A 17,369-nucleotide genomic window follows, 5' to 3' on the forward strand; every position below is an offset into this window, starting at 1 on the left:
ATACGGCAGAATAACCAGCGTCAAAGTGGCTCACTTTTCAGCCCGCGAAACGGCTCACTTTTCGACCATCGCTGACAGTGGCGCTCATTCGACGATGCCAGGCTGGCACACGGGACTACGACCGAGGTAACGCTACTCAGCGTTGACGCCGTACAGCCTACGGGCTCGTGGGTCACCATCAGATGGAATCGCTTCAACCATGTCCAGCCGGCCTGGATACAAGCGCTGCCGGAGCCGCTTTGGCCTGGATCCATCCTGCTCATAGCTCCAGACCCGGCCCAAGTGATGCCCGGCGCTCCCTGGCCGGAGACGTACTTCATCAGCTCCAGGGACTGCCTGGCATGGGCGCCTATCGACGGTCGGCCGAGTGTGCAGCGACCGTTGGCCCGAAAGTAGGACTTCCGCACGATATTGGATGGGGCCTCTGTGGTGGTGCTTGGTTCCGCTACCTGTCGCACACGAAACGGCGAGTTTCTCGGTGACAAAGCATCATGTAGTTGAGTACTAGATACCCATGACACGGCCAGGACCTATGCGAGAGTAGTTCTTACGCTCGTGTAGTTCGCAAGGGAACCACAGATGACGAGACAATCCAATCAGCTCCGCGGCTCTGGACTAAGGACGCAAAGGATGAAACCGCGCCTCGAGTTGAGAAGTATTTTCGTCCTCAACTTGGCGGCAACGGGTGGGATACGGCATGGCAACAAGAAGACAGCGTCGATCGCTTAGCGGAGGTGCCGCTGCTCAGGTTCGGAGGTTGGTGCACTTCAACTCACTCTGGGGTGATGCGAAATCGTGGCAGCAGATCCGTCCCCGCGAAGTCTTTAGATTGAAGGCGTCAACCTAGCCCATCCCCTCGATGGCTGACTGAGCCATAGACGTAACTACATCGACCGCGCTCTGCGCGGTACCCGTTGCCGCCACTTCGATGACCTTGAAGAGCAGCGCTTTGATCCTGCTTGGCTTCGGCTCGGCAGCTGTTGTTTCTTCTTCCAACTCTGCGACCAACTGATCAGCCTCTTCTCGACGATCATCCGGCAGGCCGAGAACGGGCTTCACCTCCCGTAGGAAGGTTCCCACTTTGCGGACCTGATCAACCTGCTCGGCGGTCAGGGTGTTTGTCTGCACAGCTCCAGGACTGTTTAGGGCGATGTTCATCGAGTGCGAGTCCCGGATGTTGAAGTTGTTCACAGTCATTCCTTCATGCCCTCTAGCCTCGGCAGCCGACTCCGACAGTTCGATTATGTCGATGCCACTTGTTGTAATCGTGGGCTTCAAAAGGTTCCCGCTCACTGGTGCCCACACTTGGATGTATCCCTTATCGCGCAAGGACTTGGCAGCACGGACGATCTCTTCATCGCGGTAACCCAGACCTAGATACTTACCTTCAGGACTCGCTTGGAAAGGCGTGAAGTCTTTGGGTTCTTCCCCGGACAAATGCTGGTCATAGAGCCAATTCAGAAGGCTGACTCTCAGAGCCGAAGCCCGCTGGCGTGGGTTGCCGCGCCGCTCCTGAAATTCCTGCGCGGCATCGATCCCCTCCTGGGTAATCAGGACCTCATCCACGCCGCCAGCACTTGCTTCGAAATAGATCCAGCCCGCAGCCATCAGGGCGTTGAAGTCGCTCTTCAAAGCTGAGACATCGATACCCCATAGGTGGCCCTCGTTGTAGAGACCAGCTGTGGGGACTTGGCGACGATCCCAATCTTGGGACTCGCGGTAGATCTCGGCGAGCAGGCGAAGTTGGCGCAACTTAGATGATGACTTGATCGCGGATTCAAGATCGAGCATTTACTTGTGACACCTATCGTGGGGATGAATCAGTACTTAGATGAAAGCCTACCTGCGAGGACTGACACTGGATGGATGCTGCCCAGCTGCGCAGTAGCACACTGACGACTCAGATCTCATTGAATGCCCAATTCAAGTTCGAAAATATGTGGCCATAAACACGAGTTCAATAATTCAGCTGCTAGCCAAAGAAAATAGCAAAAAGCGCAAAATTAGGCATATCTCCTCGATTCCCCGAGGGGCTTTCGATATTAAAGATCGGAAGCAGGATATGGAGACTTCTCTGACCGCCCTATTTGAACGCTCACCGTTCAAGAAAATTAACACAGGCTTTCCCTTTCAGCACCAGGAGACCATTGAGTCACCGATCGAATGGCCGATTGAACTGCCTCTAGCGGATGAAGACACTCCCCCGGCTCCGCAGGTACCTCAAGCGGTTCCTTGCCACGGTGGCTAGCATGGTCGCCCTCAGTGAGCTATCTGCCGTGCCTTTCATCTGGATCACACCACCACGCACGGCCTACATGCTGCAGGACGGTGGAGACATCGCCTTCCAATACGTCTCCATCGACCACATCAGCCGGTTCATGCTGGCGGCGACCATCGCTCATGAGGATCAGCAACTAGGCATGCGATCAGGCCCGTTTGACGTCGAGGACTTCAAGGCTCGCACTGAGGCCTACTTGAGTGGAAAGCCTGACCCCAGCGGTTCAACGATCCCCAGCAGCTCGTAAAGAACATTTACCTTTGGCCGGGACAGAACAGCGTGAGAAAGGCGCTGGAGGCTGGGCTGACCGCCGAGTTCAGTTTTACCCTCACTCCCAAGCGAATCCTCGAGCTGTATCTGAACTACGCCCAATTCTGTCCCAATCTCTACGGCATCTGCGCTGCGAGCTCGACAAAAGAGGCGGCCTCAGCGTTCCCATGCCAGTCATTCGAACATATGTTCTACACTTGTCTTCGTGATCAAGTCCGGCTCCCCTGAAGATCTCGAGCGCATGATGGCTCGCATGGAGGCCGAAGCGAGTCGACCTATAGATGACCCTGCGCCCCTGCGGGACTTCCCAAAGTATGGCCGGCCGCTGGTGTACGTCGGAGGGATCTACGGCAAAGCTGTGGGCTGGACCCAGAAGTACGGCCTCATTGAGTGGCTGGATTCCTCCGAGAAGTACCACATGGGCTGGGCGCAATCCTCGAGCATCAAACGCGTGGAGCCGGAGCAATGGAAGGGCAGTAGCAGGCTGTAGGGCGACCGTCGTCAAAAGCGAGTTCGATGACAACGCGACCCACACGCACGGCTCTAAAGAGATGACGGAATGGCCTGGTCCCTCACGAGGACCAGGCCATAGCGCGTGTTGTTTAGTTTTAGAGGCTCTGGAACCGCAAAAAGCCGTGAGTCACATGCTGATGTCACTCCGTGCCGGCCCGCCAAAAGGGGGCGCTGTCACCGCCTCCTTCGTAGCGATGTTGTAGGCGGGCTGGGCTGCTTCCGATGCCGCCTGCAGTCCAGCACCAACCGCAGCTTCGGCGCCGGCAGCCGCCCGCGGCGAGCGCTGGTAGGCGGCTGTTCCGAAGCGAAGATCGGGGCCGATCGTGTCGGCGACAATCCGCCGTGCTTCACGCTTCTCCCCGTCCTTTTCGAAGGCACGGAACTCCAGTTCGCCCGAGACGGTGACTGGGTCCCCCTTCTTCAAGGAGTTCGAAGCATTTTCTGCGAGCGCCCGGAATGCGGAGACGTTGTGGAAAACAGGCTCTCCGTCTTGCCAGCTTCCGTCTGTTCCCTGGATCCGCTGGTTCACAGCCACCCGCAGCTTGGCATGCGCTACCCCGGTCTCACCATAAGTGAGCTCGGGGTCCGCGACGAGATTGCCGACGATGTTAATCGGAATCTTGGTGCTCATCTCGTTCTGTCCTTTCCTTCGCAGACGGGGCGGTCCCGTCCAACAATCAGTGCGGCCCCCTACGGGCCGGAGATCTCCAGGCCGTGGGTTGGTCCGCCTGGCTGCTTCAAGCCCACATAGGTTTCCTGGCTCTGCACTCGCGCAGCAGCCTCGGCTGCAGGAACCTTCCCACCTGTCCCCGGAGGATCGGTCACTTGGAGAATTTCCTTGCTGGCTGCCGTAACCCGGCCCAGGACGGACTTCGCTATGTCCACACGAGAAGCAGGCTGCCTCCGCGCGGACCCTTCACCCGCAACGGAGTGCTCCGCCTCAATCACGGCGTCAGCCCACCCGGACAAGTAGCTTGCTGATTGGGGACCCCGATCGATCCCATGGGCTTTCAACACCGTGTACGCGACTGACTCGGCTTCAACTTCAGCCAGCCCGCGGTGATCCACACTGCTCCCGTAGAGCTTGCCCACGGTGTCATTCGGACCATGCAGCAGAACGTGCCCGAGCTCATGCGCCAAGACGGCGATGCGTTCCTCTGAGTTCAGCCAGCGACCGACTTGAACCTGGCGCCCCGCAAAGTCGGTGAAGCCGCTTGTCAGTCCGTACTGAGCGTCGGTGACGTGGATCGAAAAACCATGCCCGCGGGCAACTGCAGTCAATGACTCCCACAGTTGAGGCGCCTCCACGGAAGTGTTGCCAGATCGAGGAACCAGCAGCGGAGCGCCCTGCGTCTGCGAAACGTCAAAGACGGCCTGGCCGCGCCAACCGGTAATAAGGGTCTTCTTGCCCTCGTCGACGGCGCCGCGGGGCAGCTTCTCACCCATAGGAATGCGCTGACGTGTGCCGTCAGGCAACAGCATTTGTTGGACACGGGCAGTCCGCGGTGCGATGACCCACAGGGCATGCTCGCCTCGAAGGACGGTGCGGCCGTGCCGTTCCCACTCCTTGTACCCCGCAACGAGCGTCGGCTCGTCCGTGCCCCGCTGGGCCATCTGCATCATCAGCAGGGCAACATTCCCGCCCGAGTAGCGCCACAGGTTGGCGGAAGCATCGAGCAGCACCTGCCAGTGTGAGGGAGACTCGACCGCCTGCTCCAGGATCGAATGCAACCCGTCCATCAACGCGGCGATGCGTTCCTCCGGCGCCACACGGCGAGCGCCGTCTCCGGCCAGCGCAGAACTCTGGTCAGACGGGACGGCCGACGGAACTTCGGATACAGCGGCCACGACAGCCACCCTTCATACTTCTTGGACCGCAGCGTTGCTGCGCAGACACCCATTCATGGCGGTGGGCCATACGATCGACATGACTCAGTACTCAGCAACCAACTGGTGGGCAGCCTTGCGCCACTCAAGGAATGCAGGATCATCGGTGGCCAGGATTCGGGGCGCTGGCTCCTTGTGCACCTGCATCCCCACACATCCTGCAGTCCGGCTATGAACCCTCAGGCGTTCGACGGCGTGAGGGAGCCTTTCGTGGAAAGTCAGCGGACCGAATCCCGGGTCGTCCGTTGTGTAGGAGGCGAGCTCCGCGCGTTGAAGCGCGTAAAGCTCGGCAACCATCTCGGGGTGACGCCACCAGCAGTCCGGAACGACCGACGTCGTCAGTTGATAGGTGGCGACAAGCCATCTCACCCACGAGAAGAGCGACCCCCAGACTTCCTGTGACTGCTCTGGCGTCATCTCCCTCCAGCGACGAGTCACAGATTTGGGGCCAGAGGGCGGAGCAAAAGCAGACCTGAATAGCTGGGCGGTCAGCTCATCGTCCCCAAAGGAACCCGAGGCCGGGACATCGAACTCGTCAGTGTCATCACGGCTGCGCATCCTGCGTCCCTTCAGCCTGCTGCTGGCGTTGCCTGTGCCCGTCGGCCAAGACACTTTCCATTTCGGCCTTCAGGCGGCGCAGTTCCCCTGCGTCCTTGCGCTTGTGCCATTCGAGGAGATCCAGCAGGATGGGCCGGGTGCGACGGCCAAGCATAAGCGCCGTGCCAGCAGGCAGGCGCCGGATCTCGTCCAGGGCGATGACCGGGCTTTCGCGGATCTGCTCGCCGTCCTGCCGTCCCTGCGACGACCAAGACCGCGTTGTGCGGGTGATGCTCCGCTCCCCCAGCAGCCCGGCAAGTGAACGGAGGTCCCGTTCGTCGGATCCGCCACCAAAGATCACCTTGATGATGGCCGAGTCCCAAATCGTCGACGCCTCATCGATCGACCAGCCCGACCTCGCCTGGGACAACGACTGCAAAACCACCAACATTGAAATGCCGATGCCGCCGCCGTCGGAAAGCGCCACAGGCAGCCCGGGCCACGGAGCAAGATTGGCGATCTCGTCGAGGATCAGGGAAAGAGGCGGCTCCAACCGGCCGCCAGGTGATACGAAGGCCATCTCCCTCGCAGCATTGTCGATATCGTCGATCAGCGCAGAGAGGTATGGGCCGGCAGCAGCTGCGCCCGCCCGTGTGCCGATCAGATAGAGCGTTCCCCGGTCCCGGATGAAAGCCTTGGGATCGAACTCCTCAGACTCGTCCTGCGGATTCAGTGCCGCCAGCACTTTCGGCGATGACAGCGGTGCCACGGCCGCCGACACTCCAATCCACGAATTGGACGTGTTCCGTGGGTCGTCCTCCAGAATCCCCATCAGGTCTGCCTGCCAGCCCAACGCTGCCTCCGGCCGGCCCAGCACCTCGAGTGCCTCCCGCGCAAGTACTGGGCTGGAAGACCAACGCCTAAAGGCTGTCACTCCCTCGCCGGACAAAGCGGCAGCATGGAGCAGGCACTGAAGTACTATCAGCGAGCGCTTCTGCCACGCCGCGTTCTCGCCCTTCATCTCGGTGTCCGCCGTGATCACTAATGCCCTGCGGGTAGCAATGTCCGGGTCCTCGCATCCCCGCACAGGGGACCAACGCAGCGACGATGGAATCCCTGACATCCCCTGCGGATCAAAGACCGTCACCGGCCGGCCTCCGTATGCCCTGGCCTTCATCGTCACCACCAGGTTGTCGGCGCGCGTCGACGTCGTAACCACGGCTCCGGGCGCATCAAGGATGGCGTTGATAACCACGTACAAGCCCTTGCCGGATCTGGGCGCGCCTTGAATCACCATCGACTCTTCCGTGGAGACGTGGACAGTGACACCGTGGGAGCGGCCTAGAGTCCAGGACACGTCCTGCACCGAAGGGTCTATCAGCCCCGGGCGCGTAAACTTACCTCTCTTGCGCACAGCCCGCGCGCCGAAATCGTGGAGGATCTCGGCACGGCGGGCAACGCCCTCCCGGTTGAGGATGTCCTGGCGCAGCCAGCCGCCCGACTGCTTCCACCGCCGCCACAGCACCATCGCACCAACGGCGAGCGCACCGACCACAAGCAGGGCCGGGGCCAGAACCCACCACACGCTACCTGTACCAAGGGCACACCCCTCCTTCTGAACAACCATCCAGTCCGCCCTGTTGGTGAAGAGACCGACGGCGGCCGCAGGGTTGAATCTCGACGGCGGCATAGTGCCACACTGCCAGGATCCGGCCAGCTGCGCTGCCGCCTGCACCATCGCGCAGAGGCATACGTAAGATGCCGCGCCGACAAGGCCAGCGGTGACCAAGGGATTTTCGCCGGCGGCCCGCGAGCTCCCACCCCGTCTCACAACATCCTGCCGTCTGTTCCGAAGACCGCCAGTTCGTCAGTCGTCACCCGGTTGGCCACGATGAAGGAGCGGTTTCCCACCTTCCACAGCCCGACGCCTTTCGGCAGGTTCTCCACATGCTCGCACTCGGCTTCAGTCAGGCCAAGTGCTTCCTTGGTCAGTCGCATCGCGTCATGCTTCTGCCGGTAGATAATTCTGGTGTCAGCCTCGGTGAGCAGGCCCAGCGCTTTTTGCCGGTGGCCGCTGGTGCTGTCGCCGATCTCGTTGAGGTCCGCCACCTTGTGCATGATGAGCAGATTGGCGATCCCATACGTCCTGGCGAGCCGCCACTGCTCGCTCATCTTCGCCAGCATGTACGGGTCGGCGAGCATCCGCCAACCTTCGTCGTACACGACCAGCCGCTTGCCGCCGTCGGGATTTGTAATGGCGGCTTCCAGCCAGGTGGCGCCGCAAGCGGCCGCCAGCGAGAGCGCCTGCTCGGACGCCCCAATCAGGGCGGAAGTGTCCATCACCATCATCGGAGCGTCGGCGTCGAAGGCCACCGTGGACGGCGCATCGAACATACCTTCGAGGTCCCCGGACACGGTGCGCCGCAGGGAATGGCTTACGGCAGTCCCACCTTCCACGCCGACCAGGGCCGTCATCTCCTTCGACGGTGCCAGCAGGTGGTTCAAGACCATGGGCAATGTCGGGTTTGAATTCTCGGCCATTGTTTCCATTAGGGCGATATCCAAGGCTGTGTGCTCCACCGGGCGCAGCGGCGTGCCCTGCCGCATGAGGGAAACCAAGGCCACCAGCAGATACCGGCGCCGTTGCCTGACGACAGCCTGCCATTGGGCCTCGGTGAGGGCGCTCGGGCGAGGCCCGGCGTCAAGGGGATTCACTCTGGCAGGACGTCCTGGACCAACGGAAATCACCTTCCCGCCAACGGCATTGGCGACGGCGACCCACTCACCTTTGGGATCGGACGCGACGGCGGCCTTCCGCCCGAGGGTGATGGACCGCGTCACGAGGGACTTGCCACACATCGACTTGCCGGTGCCCACCGTGCCTATCACCACAATGGACGGGCCGCTGATGATCCCTTTGTCATAGAGAATCCACGGATCGTAGGAGAACGCCCCGGACCCGAAGACGTCGGTGCCGATGTAGGCTCCCTCGTGCCCCAGCCCTGACTCCGTCAGGAAAGGATAAGCGGCAGCAAACGTCATCGTGGAGGCACGGTGCGGGGCCGGCCGCAGCCGGTGCGGACCCCGGAGAGAGTTCGGCTCCCGGCTCCCCCAGTCCCCTGTCAGGCGAAACGCTTGGAAATCGAGTGGACCGTCCAGCACCACGGCGCTCGCCGATGGTGCCCCGGGTGGCGCGTTCCGCCGTCGTGCTTTCAGCTCTCGCCGCTTCTTTCCGGACGGGACGTACTCAAGGCTCCTCGTTGCCTGCTTCACCGCAGTCCCCTTCCAAGCGGCAGCCCGCCAGCCACGAAGGCGGCCCATTGCTGTCCGTAGAGAAGCCGCAGTTCAACGAAAGCTCCCGCTGCAGCGGATTCGAGTTCTTGGCGATACCGTGCCAGGTCCTCGAGGGAAGTCGCCGTGATGGTCATGTAAGCAGCCGGGCGCACGTCACCATGGCCGGCGACGATCTCTTCCTCCCGCTGGATCACTTCTTCTTCCTCCGCCTTCTGCTCACGGGTGAGGGGCCGGTCGAAGCGGGCATTGATACGGCGTCGGGTCTCGTGCGCCTCCTGCGCGGAGCGGATGTCCCGCAGGGCTTCGGCCGTAGGCACTGCCCGGATCACCTCGGTGAAGGTGTGGCGGAACTCGCCGACATAGATCAAAGGCTGCAGGAAGCCAGGGAAGACCTTCTGTCGCGGCCATTCGGCGATCCAGAAAGTCTGGTGGAAGCCGGTGTCGGTCCGCAGGTAGGTCCAGTGTTCCTCAACGGCCATAGCGCCATGACTTTGGAGGCTTTCCCTCTGCTCCCTTGACGGGGCGTCCGACGGCGGTGCTGCCGCCACCGGCGCTTTGGCGGACGGCGAAGCAGCGGGATCGAATGCGCCACGAATGATGCCAAGCAGTCCGAGTTCCCCTACCCATTCCTCGACCCTCACGTTGTGTGTACCGAGCGACGTCTTGATGGCCTCGACTTCCAGCCTCAGTACGCGTTCGAGACCTGTCAGTCCACCGCCAGACTCCCTGATCCGGCGTCGAGCCTTGCTGGTGTCCAAGACAACCGACACCAGGAGTTCATGGCTCATTGTTGACCCGGCAGCGCCAAGTAAATCCTCTTACGCGCGTTGGCCCCACGTAGTCTTCCCTCCTGCTTGGTCCCGGACTGCGTTGCCTCTGTAAAACTCCCAGAGCGCCGACGATGGGTAGGGCACTGTGTAATCCTGAACCGCGACCCTTGCCACACCCGTCCGTTGGGCCATTCCCGCTTGTACACGTGACCAGGCCTGCACGGCCCACGCCTTGTCGTCTGGATCCAGGAGCGCAAAGGATCGCGTACTGCAGCGCAGCACCGCGATTGCCTCCCTGCCGTGGCGGTCGATGATGAAGCATTCACCGCGGGCCGTTGTTCGGATCTCCAGATTGCCTAGACCGCCGGGAAGAGCGAGCCGGCCGGCCAGTTGTGGAGCCGCGGTACGTGCGAGGAAACGCGTCTGTCCTGCAGCCGCCCGGTAGAAGAACAAAGCGATCTGTTTTGCCCACACCGGATAAGGAATGCGGGAGTACTGGAGAAGCCCGAGCAGCATCAGCCCAAGCCACATGGGTCCGGAGGCGAATAGGCCAGCGGGGCCACTCGTCGCAGAGGCGACGACGGCAACTGCCCCTCCGCCGGCAACGATCAGCAACTGGTACCACTTGAGCCCAAGGAAGAAACCCCGGCGCTCGTACCTGGGGAATTTGACGGCCTCAAGTGCCCTCGCGTCTTCAGACATGTGGGTTGCCTCCCTTCGGAGGGTCAATTCTGGGTGGTTGGGGTCTCGGAGAAGGCTGCACTCTTTGCCGGCTCGGTGCGCTTACGTTTGGATGCGCTCGCGGTTCCATGTCTCCCGGTGGGGCCTGTCGTGCGGATGCTGACGGGCCGCCCCGTTTTCCGGGCTCTACTCGCCGGAAGTCCGCTGACTCCGATGGTTGCCGGGCGCTGGTGGCTCCTGGGACGGAGCCAGCGCGTAGGGCGAGTTGGCCCCCGCCACCTCCGGCCACAGAGCCTTCCGACCGCACAGCGGTTGCCAATACCTGTGTCGGGAAAGCGTTCCGGCTGGAACTGATGGGCCGAGTCATGGCGGCGCGGCCCACGAGGTTTGCGAGTGTCAGGCGGCCGCCTGCCTGCCTGCTGATCTGGCGGGCCGCCACGCTGCTGCTCCTGGACAGAATGTGGCCGCCGCCTGCCGTTTGAGCTGCTGCGGCCAGTTCCCCTCCTGCGAAGCTGACTAAGCGCAGGGCCATCAAAGGTGCGCCGCAGGCGAGCGCCATGCCCACCGTTCCGGCGGCTAATCCGGCGAATGACTTCGACTCTGCAAAGAGCTTCACCGCTACTGCCAAAACTGTTGCAGCTAGCGGTTTGGCTAGGACCAAAGCAACTACGACCTCGCACCATCGTCGTGCCCAGGATTTTGTCTTGTCCCACGGAAGCAACATGAGCGCCACGGGAGCGGCGGCCGCCATCACGACTAGCGCGAAAGAGCGGAAGATCATCGAGCACATCAGGATGAAGGCGAGGATCCAGACGACAATGACTGCCATCACCGTCACAACGACGGCTCCAGGGGCGCCGCCCATATTCCCAGGGGCCAGCGAGACCAGGTTCCATTCGCGCCCTGCTCCTTCTGGTGCCCGCTCGAAACCAAAAAGCCTCATGAACACCAGGTATGGATCGGAACCAATCGATTCGAGGAGGGCGGCCGACGCCAAGTCACTCGCCCGGGTCAGTTGCCTGACGAGATACACGGCCGCACCGACGAGTGGAATGGCGGCGGCTCCGCCGAGCATCGCCCGTCCGATGCGCCTCGGTTGCTGGCTCACCAGGCCCGAGAGGATCTGAAGGATCATCACGACGACGAGCGGCGTCATCATTACAACGACCCACCAGCTCGTCAGCCCTTCAATGGAGAGCCACTGGGAGTCGTCGACGTCCGAGACTGTGAATGCCCCGGTAATGAAGGCCCACAGCCAGGACGCCATGTTCTGGAGAATGTTCGCGAAGAGGGCCGTGACTGCGCCTATGGCGTTGTCGTTGGTTTGTGAGACCAGGCCGCAGCCGGGCGGCCACCATCCATTGAGGTCGCACTCAACAGGCATGAGCTAGAACCCGAGTGGGAAAGCTGTCTGCGACCAGAGGATGTAGCCGTTGATGCCGCCGAGGATGGCAGCCACCGGACCGGTCCAAAGGAGGATCACGCCGCCGCCTGAGGCCAGGCGTGACGACTGGCTGAGTTTGCCGGCCAGAAGCATCGCGGCGCCGATGATGGCCACGATGGCAATGATGATGAAGGCGCCAACGAGGATGCCGCCGCCGATTTGTTTGAGCGATTCCAGAAAGGGAAAGCTCGCGTTCGGGGTGATCCCCGGGTCCACCGCTGCAAGAAACATGACGCTCCGTCCGTCGTAATCCATGGAGTGAGCAGATGAGCTCACGGGTTCATGGAAATTGCGGAACGGAGCGACATGACTCCACTAGCCTTGAACCTCTCATAGGCGGCAAAAGCACCAGACTCACAATGACTCCAGTGAACGTTGAAATAGGAGGTGGATCGGTTACGGGTGCGTTGCCCCCGTCCTGGCAAGGTTATCGGCCCCTGACATTGCGATCAGGTCGACCGTGCCGAGCTTCACCGGAGGACGATAGCGCCCTTCCGAGAGACCATATGAAAGGAGTTGACTGACGAACGTTTAAGGACGGGGTGGGTCGGCAAAGGTCTCGGTCGCATTGTGCTCGCAAGACCAACCAGCGTCCGACTGACGGACGAGTAATCGGGCGCACGGTCGATTCACTCTTGGAATGCGGGGTCGGTCACGATTACCCGCCTCCGGCGGAGGCCACCGACGGCAAGTGCGCCGCCAATTGTCTCCCGACTGCTATCGCGCGGGAATCCGAGTGGAAAGGGAATGGTCACGGAGGCGCGGCGTCATCGCGATCGGGCGAAATTCGCCGCCCACCGATCGAGCATACTCTTGCCTGCTACCGGTGGTGGGTGTTAGGGGCCTGGGGTGTCATTTCCCACGAGAAGAAAATGCCGCTGAGATTACCGCACAATTAGGCACAGCCGCCGTGATCACGACATTCTAAATAGTTGTTGAGTTCCGTTCCCGTGGTGGAAAGGCGCGTGGTTCCGGCTACCGGGGCACGAGATGGGCAGGCAGGTGGGGAACCGTCTGTGTCGCGTCGTCAGCATTCGACTGGATGCCGTTGGGGCCATATGGCTTCACCGCTTTAGGGATCGCGTCGGCGAGCAGCAGCGCAGCCCCTGAGAGCTGGGCTTCCTCATCGGCCTTCAGAACCCAGATTCCGGCAAGTGCCGTCGAGGTATGACAGCAACGAATGATGGGGACTAGGCAGACGAGAAGCGGTCGCCACGAGGGGAAGGCGCTTGGATCTTGGCGATCAGTTGGAGCCTGGCGGTGCAGAAGCGCGAGCAGGCACCGTCGCATCACGGGCTGCTGGTACTTGTTACCACTAGACTTCCGTCTTCGGTCACGGTCAACGTTCCGCCGTATGCGGTCGCGTTGGCAACTCAAGCCTTGTCTGCTGGCAAGATCGTGTTCTACGCCGGTGCGGGTATCAGCCTGTCGCAGCCAACCAACCTCCCGACGGGCCCGTATCTCGCAAAAGCAATCCACACGCGGCTCAAGGCGGCGTTCCCAGTTCTTGAGGACGTTGACCCGTGGGACCTTGTTGCCGTTGCAGATGCCGTCGCGGCTCTTCCTGGCGGCGAAAATGCTCTGCGTCAAACATCTGCCATAGCGGCAAACTTCAAGTCGGCGAAGCCCGGGTATGCTCACCGTGTCTTGGCGCATCTAATGCTCGAAGGAGCGATTGACGTCCTCACGACGAATTGGGACAACTGTATCGAGCGGGGAGCCGGTGAGGAACGCCTGCCGACTGTCACCAGCAACCGTGACCTAACGGATGTCACCCCACCCTCGGTCCTCAAGATTCACGGCTGCGCTTCACAGCCGAATTCCTTGCTTGTGACAAGCGGTCATCTGAAGGACCCACCTCCTTGGGTGCGAGAACAGACGCACGCACGGCTCGGTAGTGCCGTCGTGGTGTTTATTGGCATCGGGGATGTTGCAAGGTATGTAAAGCAGCGCATCGAGGAAGCGATCAACGAAGTCGACTCCGTCGAGAATATTCGGGTCGTTACGCCAAACATTAAATCCAACTGGGAGAACTCCCAGTGGAAGACCGTCGCGCCGAATCTTCGGGACGATTACAAGATCCCGGAAACGGCCGACGTCTTCATGGAGCAGGTCGCCTCGGCATACATCATGGGGCGACTTAGTGAGCACAGTTCCGGCCTAACATCTGACGAAGTGCTCACTGCTGACCTAGATAAGGCAACGGAAGGGCTGTTCGAGTCTGACTCGTTGGCTGTGCTCAAATGGGCGCGTGAGGTCGACATCAATTGGCGGGCTGGTGAGTCCGTCCTCAAGAGTCCCGAGCTGGGTAAGGTTCTTATCGCTTTGGGCCGGCTCGCGGGGAACTCGGCCCGGCTTCGCCAGAATCACGTATTCGACACCGATCAGGGCCCTATTGAAGTGCTGGTCGCGACGCAGACGGTGCCGTCCCGGCATCTCGTCGAGGCAGCGGAATACCGGTTGCAGGACCATGCGAATCGAGGTGACCCTCATCCGCGATTCGTCGTTGCTGGCGGTGTGGGGCCGATCCCGAAGCCCCGATCCCTACCCAACAACATCATGGGTGATTCGGATGAACTGGACATCGTTGATGGGCCTCTTGCGTTAGTGCCAGACATTACTCATGCCGATGAAGTGATCGCGGCGTGAAAACCACGTCATTGTCGAGTCGGTCCGACGACGAACTCCTCGGCTTCACCAAGACGGTATTGTCCGAGCAGGGGTTCCAGGTTGAGACCATGGGTGAGAACATCGAGCTGATCCTTGCGGAGAATAACTATTTTGTCGTCGCCGTGGCCGCGATGAACACCATTCGCAACCTGATACTGGCGGAACCCATCATCTTCGAGTCGCTCTCACAACGCATCGAGTCTGTCGCGCTTGGGCCGAAAAAGTGGGACACGTACCTCGTCCTGCTCACTCAAGAGAAGTCGGCCGAAGATAACGCCGTCACTCGCGACCTTTACGCGATCAATCACGACACGTCAGGTGTGCGCCGCATCGCGCACACCGGTGTCGACCCGACGCCGGAAGCGGTAAGACATGCTCTAGCACCTTTCATTGAGCCAGTGACCCTTGCGACCACCGTCGCACACACCGACGCACTTGAGTCGCTTCTGCACACACTCATCTCACACGGCGTTGACGAGGAGCTTGCGCAGCGTGCTGTTACTGCCTTCGAACAGGGGGGATCTTTGGATGACGTCCTTTGAGCCCATGATCGACCGACTGCGCATTGAAGCGTTTCGCGGTTTTCGTGATGCGCGTGAGTTCGATCTGTCGGCATCAGCAGTTGTCGTCACCGGGCCGAACGGCACCGGAAAGACGAGCTTCTTTGATGCGTTGCAGTGGGTCTTGGTAGGCAAGATCGAACGACTTGAAGCTCTGCGCTCACGACGCAACGTGGAGCATATCGTAAATCAATACCGCATCGGGCGAAAGGCTTCGGTCGAGATAGACCTCAGTCTTCCGGCAGGGCAAGTGATGCTGCGACGAACGGGCGATCAAGGAGGAAGCACTCTTGAGCTCAGCCGACGGGGCGAAGCGCCGTTATTTGGCGAAGAAGCCGAAGCGGTGCTCCGTCGCATTCTGCTGCCCAGCAGCGAATTGTCCCTGCATTCGGCCCTATCCACTTCTGGTCTGATGCAGCAAGACGTACTACGGAGCGTGCTGGAAGCCAAGCCGACTGAGCGGTACCGGCAGTTGAGCACAGTGCTTGGACTTGGCGCGCTGGAGGACTTTGAGGACGCCACGAAGTCTGTTGCGAAGCAAGCGTCCGAGCGTGAGGGACAGGTCCGGAATGAACGCTCCAAGCTAGCCATTGCTCTGAAGCAAGCTGAGGAAAGACTCGAGACAGCGCAAGCACGGTTGGCGAGTCGCCCCCAAATCGAAGCCGTACGCGATGAGGTCCTTAATCGGCTGCGAGCAACTCCCGCCGGGGTGTCCTTCAGCGACTTGGACGTAAACCTGGAGCTGCCGGATGATGTTCGTCTCGCGGCGACAGCCTTCGGCTCTGCGATCGACCTCGTAGACTCCGCTCACGCGCTCGTCCGCCGTGCGTCTCAACTGCGCGAAGGCTTGGGGGATCCTCCTAACACTGACACGATCGATGCTCTCCGTGCGGATGTCGAACAGGCGGAAGCAAATAAGGACGCGGCCGAAGCGTTACGAGGAGCGGCGCAATCACAGCTGAACGCCGCGCGGTTGACGGCTGCAGAGGTGGCCAAGTTGGCTGCGCTTGCTATACCGATGTTGTCGGATGACTGCCCGGTTTGCCGTCAGAGTATAGACCGAGAGCATGTGGAGCGCGAGCTGATTCAGAGGGCGGAGGCAACCGGAACGCTCCTCGAACTGGAGAAATCATTTGTAGAGCGCACGAACGACTTCAGTGAGGCTTCAACTGTGGCCTCTGCGGCTTCGGACGCACTTGCCGGAGCGGAGCAGCAAGTTGAGCGCTGGCGTGCGTCCAGCACCGCAGATCGGGCAGCGGCCGTCGCCATCGAAGCTCTTGCTGCGGACATTGCCCTCGTGCGGTTCGATAAATACACGACGGAATCTTTTGGTTCGGTCGCTGTTCCAGTATTGGAATATTTTCGCGGAGCGCGCCGGGTCCTGCATGACCTCCTGGAGACTTTCGATCGGCAAAGCGATCAAGGCTCAATAGAGCGGGCCGCTGCGGAACGCACGAGCTTGGAGGCGTCGCTCGCCGCCGCCCAGGGGCAGCTAGCCACGGAAACTGCCCGGTCCGAGAAACTACAGGCACTCGCCGAGAAGACGCTTGAGGCCCGAGTTGAAGTCACTGAGAGTCGGCTGCGTTCTATTCAGCCGTTGGTTGCGGACATATTCCGCCGACTCGACCCGCATCCCGCGTTCAAGACCGTTGAGTTCGAACTGGACACCTACTATCGGAGGGGGACTACGAGCCCCTTGGTGATTGATGAGGTAGCGAGCATCTCGGCAGACCCGCTCTTGATCTTTTCGACCTCGCAGGCCAACATTGTCGCTTTGTCCTATTTCATCGCCATGAGCCTGTCGATGGAGGACACCGGATTGCCATTCCTATTGCTGGATGACCCAGTCCAGTCGATGGATGACGTGAATGTGCTCGGTTTTGCTGACCTGTGTAGGCACCTCAGGGTCCGTCGACAGCTCATTGTGTCGACCCATGAGCGGCGGCTCTCCGGGTTGCTCGAACGAAAGCTTGCGCCGCGAGCCGAAGGCTCCCGAACGAAGATCATCAGGTTTACGGGGTGGGATCGCAGCGGTCCCACGGTCGATGAGCGCGATGTGGATGGGCAGTTGCTTGAGGACCCGATTCGGGTGCTCCGTCGAGCCAGCTAAGGGCCAACGTGGCGCGTCGAAGGCGCGTGCAGAGCCACGACTGCCCTTCGAGGAACTCGTGGAGGAGCTCGGCTTCTGATCCTGCTGCAGAATCCCGGTGCGGTACATGTTCGTGCCACTAACGGAACTCAACGATCTGATCAGGCCCTACTCCCCTGCCGTTCATGCCACCGCTGTCGAGCAAGAGAGATGTCGCCAGAAATGGGTCACAGGCTGCAAATCTTCCCTTCGAGATCGCTCCCGTCCGAACTGTCAGGACGACTGGATGCAGCATAGTCCTGTCCGGGTGAATGCCGGACTGACGGTTTCAGGTTGCGACGCTTGCCGCTGGCCCGAATAGATCCGCTGGACTGGA

General features: G+C 60.9%; 14 protein-coding genes and 1 pseudogene. 6 read left to right on the top strand and 9 right to left on the bottom strand.

Annotation, left to right across the window (positions count from 1 at the left end):
- Positions 1-843 precede the first annotated feature (843 nt).
- Positions 844-1,791, bottom strand: a complete 948-nt coding sequence (locus PV768_RS18570) for a hypothetical protein (protein WP_421093807.1) — start codon at positions 1,789-1,791, stop codon at positions 844-846.
- Positions 1,792-2,249: 458 nt separating this feature from the next.
- Between PV768_RS18570 and PV768_RS18575 the strand changes: the two genes are divergently transcribed.
- The 3 genes from PV768_RS18575 to PV768_RS18585 are packed head-to-tail and all read left to right on the top strand — an operon-like array spanning position 2,250 to position 3,038.
- The gene (locus PV768_RS18575) at positions 2,250-2,525 is read left to right on the top strand and encodes a hypothetical protein (RefSeq protein ID WP_421093808.1); all 276 of its coding nucleotides are present in this window, start codon (positions 2,250-2,252) and stop codon (positions 2,523-2,525) included.
- 32 nt (positions 2,526-2,557) lie between these two features.
- On the top strand, positions 2,558-2,776 hold the full coding sequence (locus PV768_RS18580) for a hypothetical protein (RefSeq protein WP_421093809.1): 219 nt from the start codon (positions 2,558-2,560) through the stop codon (positions 2,774-2,776).
- Positions 2,754-3,038: a hypothetical protein gene (locus PV768_RS18585; protein WP_421093810.1), complete on the top strand. Its 285-nt coding sequence runs from the start codon at positions 2,754-2,756 to the stop codon at positions 3,036-3,038. The genes PV768_RS18580 and PV768_RS18585 overlap by 23 nt, the downstream gene beginning before the upstream one ends.
- Before the next feature lie 150 nt (positions 3,039-3,188).
- Here PV768_RS18585 and PV768_RS18590 read toward each other — a convergent pair whose 3' ends face one another.
- From PV768_RS18590 to PV768_RS18625, 8 genes and pseudogenes are all read right to left on the bottom strand, one after another.
- Positions 3,189-3,692, bottom strand: a complete 504-nt coding sequence (locus PV768_RS18590) for a single-stranded DNA-binding protein (RefSeq protein WP_421093811.1) — start codon at positions 3,690-3,692, stop codon at positions 3,189-3,191.
- A 59-nt stretch (positions 3,693-3,751) separates the two neighbouring features.
- On the bottom strand, positions 3,752-4,909 hold the full coding sequence (locus tag PV768_RS18595; RefSeq protein ID WP_421093812.1) for an ArdC-like ssDNA-binding domain-containing protein: 1,158 nt from the start codon (positions 4,907-4,909) through the stop codon (positions 3,752-3,754).
- 84 nt (positions 4,910-4,993) lie between these two features.
- Positions 4,994-5,365: a hypothetical protein gene (locus PV768_RS18600; RefSeq protein WP_421093813.1), complete on the bottom strand. Its 372-nt coding sequence runs from the start codon at positions 5,363-5,365 to the stop codon at positions 4,994-4,996.
- Between the two features lie 127 nt (positions 5,366-5,492).
- The gene (locus PV768_RS18605; protein WP_421093814.1) at positions 5,493-7,175 is read right to left on the bottom strand and encodes a type IV secretory system conjugative DNA transfer family protein; all 1,683 of its coding nucleotides are present in this window, start codon (positions 7,173-7,175) and stop codon (positions 5,493-5,495) included.
- A 137-nt stretch (positions 7,176-7,312) separates the two neighbouring features.
- The gene (locus PV768_RS18610; protein WP_421093815.1) at positions 7,313-8,527 is read right to left on the bottom strand and encodes an ATP-binding protein; all 1,215 of its coding nucleotides are present in this window, start codon (positions 8,525-8,527) and stop codon (positions 7,313-7,315) included.
- 227 nt (positions 8,528-8,754) lie between these two features.
- Positions 8,755-10,251: pseudogene (locus PV768_RS18615) on the bottom strand (SCO6880 family protein).
- A complete protein-coding gene (locus tag PV768_RS18620) occupies positions 10,244-11,614 on the bottom strand; it encodes a type IV secretion system protein (protein ID WP_421093816.1) in 1,371 nt (456 codons plus the stop codon). The pseudogene PV768_RS18615 and the gene PV768_RS18620 overlap by 8 nt, the downstream one beginning before the upstream one ends.
- Positions 11,615-11,617: 3 nt before the next feature.
- The gene (locus tag PV768_RS18625; RefSeq protein WP_421093817.1) at positions 11,618-11,950 is read right to left on the bottom strand and encodes a hypothetical protein; all 333 of its coding nucleotides are present in this window, start codon (positions 11,948-11,950) and stop codon (positions 11,618-11,620) included.
- Between the two features lie 960 nt (positions 11,951-12,910).
- Here PV768_RS18625 and PV768_RS18630 point away from each other — a divergent pair.
- From PV768_RS18630 to PV768_RS18640, 3 genes are read left to right on the top strand one after another with little or no spacing between them, the layout of a single operon-like run.
- Positions 12,911-14,323, top strand: a complete 1,413-nt coding sequence (locus PV768_RS18630) for an SIR2 family protein (RefSeq protein WP_421093818.1) — start codon at positions 12,911-12,913, stop codon at positions 14,321-14,323.
- Positions 14,320-14,886, top strand: coding sequence for a hypothetical protein (locus PV768_RS18635; RefSeq protein ID WP_421093819.1), 567 nt, complete (start codon positions 14,320-14,322; stop codon positions 14,884-14,886). Before PV768_RS18630 ends, PV768_RS18635 begins: the two co-directional genes overlap by 4 nt.
- Positions 14,873-17,014, top strand: coding sequence for an AAA family ATPase (locus PV768_RS18640; protein ID WP_421093820.1), 2,142 nt, complete (start codon positions 14,873-14,875; stop codon positions 17,012-17,014). Before PV768_RS18635 ends, PV768_RS18640 begins: the two co-directional genes overlap by 14 nt.
- Positions 17,015-17,369 lie beyond the last annotated feature (355 nt).

The organism is Pseudarthrobacter sp. CC4 (assembly GCF_048957775.1).
GTDB lineage: Bacteria > Actinomycetota > Actinomycetes > Actinomycetales > Micrococcaceae > Arthrobacter.

What these genes read in the sequence shown, in the direction of transcription:
- PV768_RS18575 (WP_421093808.1), top strand. Translation starts at nt 2,250, where the DNA reads ATGGTCGCCCTCAGTGAGCTATCTGCCGTGCCTTTCATCTGGATCACA.
- PV768_RS18605 (WP_421093814.1), bottom strand. Translation starts at nt 7,175, where the DNA reads ATGCCGCCGTCGAGATTCAACCCTGCGGCCGCCGTCGGTCTCTTCACC.
- PV768_RS18570 (WP_421093807.1), bottom strand. Translation starts at nt 1,791, where the DNA reads ATGCTCGATCTTGAATCCGCGATCAAGTCATCATCTAAGTTGCGCCAA.
- PV768_RS18600 (WP_421093813.1), bottom strand. Translation starts at nt 5,365, where the DNA reads ATGACGCCAGAGCAGTCACAGGAAGTCTGGGGGTCGCTCTTCTCGTGG.
- PV768_RS18610 (WP_421093815.1), bottom strand. Translation starts at nt 8,527, where the DNA reads ATGACGTTTGCTGCCGCTTATCCTTTCCTGACGGAGTCAGGGCTGGGG.
- PV768_RS18620 (WP_421093816.1), bottom strand. Translation starts at nt 11,614, where the DNA reads ATGCCTGTTGAGTGCGACCTCAATGGATGGTGGCCGCCCGGCTGCGGC.
- PV768_RS18590 (WP_421093811.1), bottom strand. Translation starts at nt 3,692, where the DNA reads ATGAGCACCAAGATTCCGATTAACATCGTCGGCAATCTCGTCGCGGAC.
- PV768_RS18640 (WP_421093820.1), top strand. Translation starts at nt 14,873, where the DNA reads ATGACGTCCTTTGAGCCCATGATCGACCGACTGCGCATTGAAGCGTTT.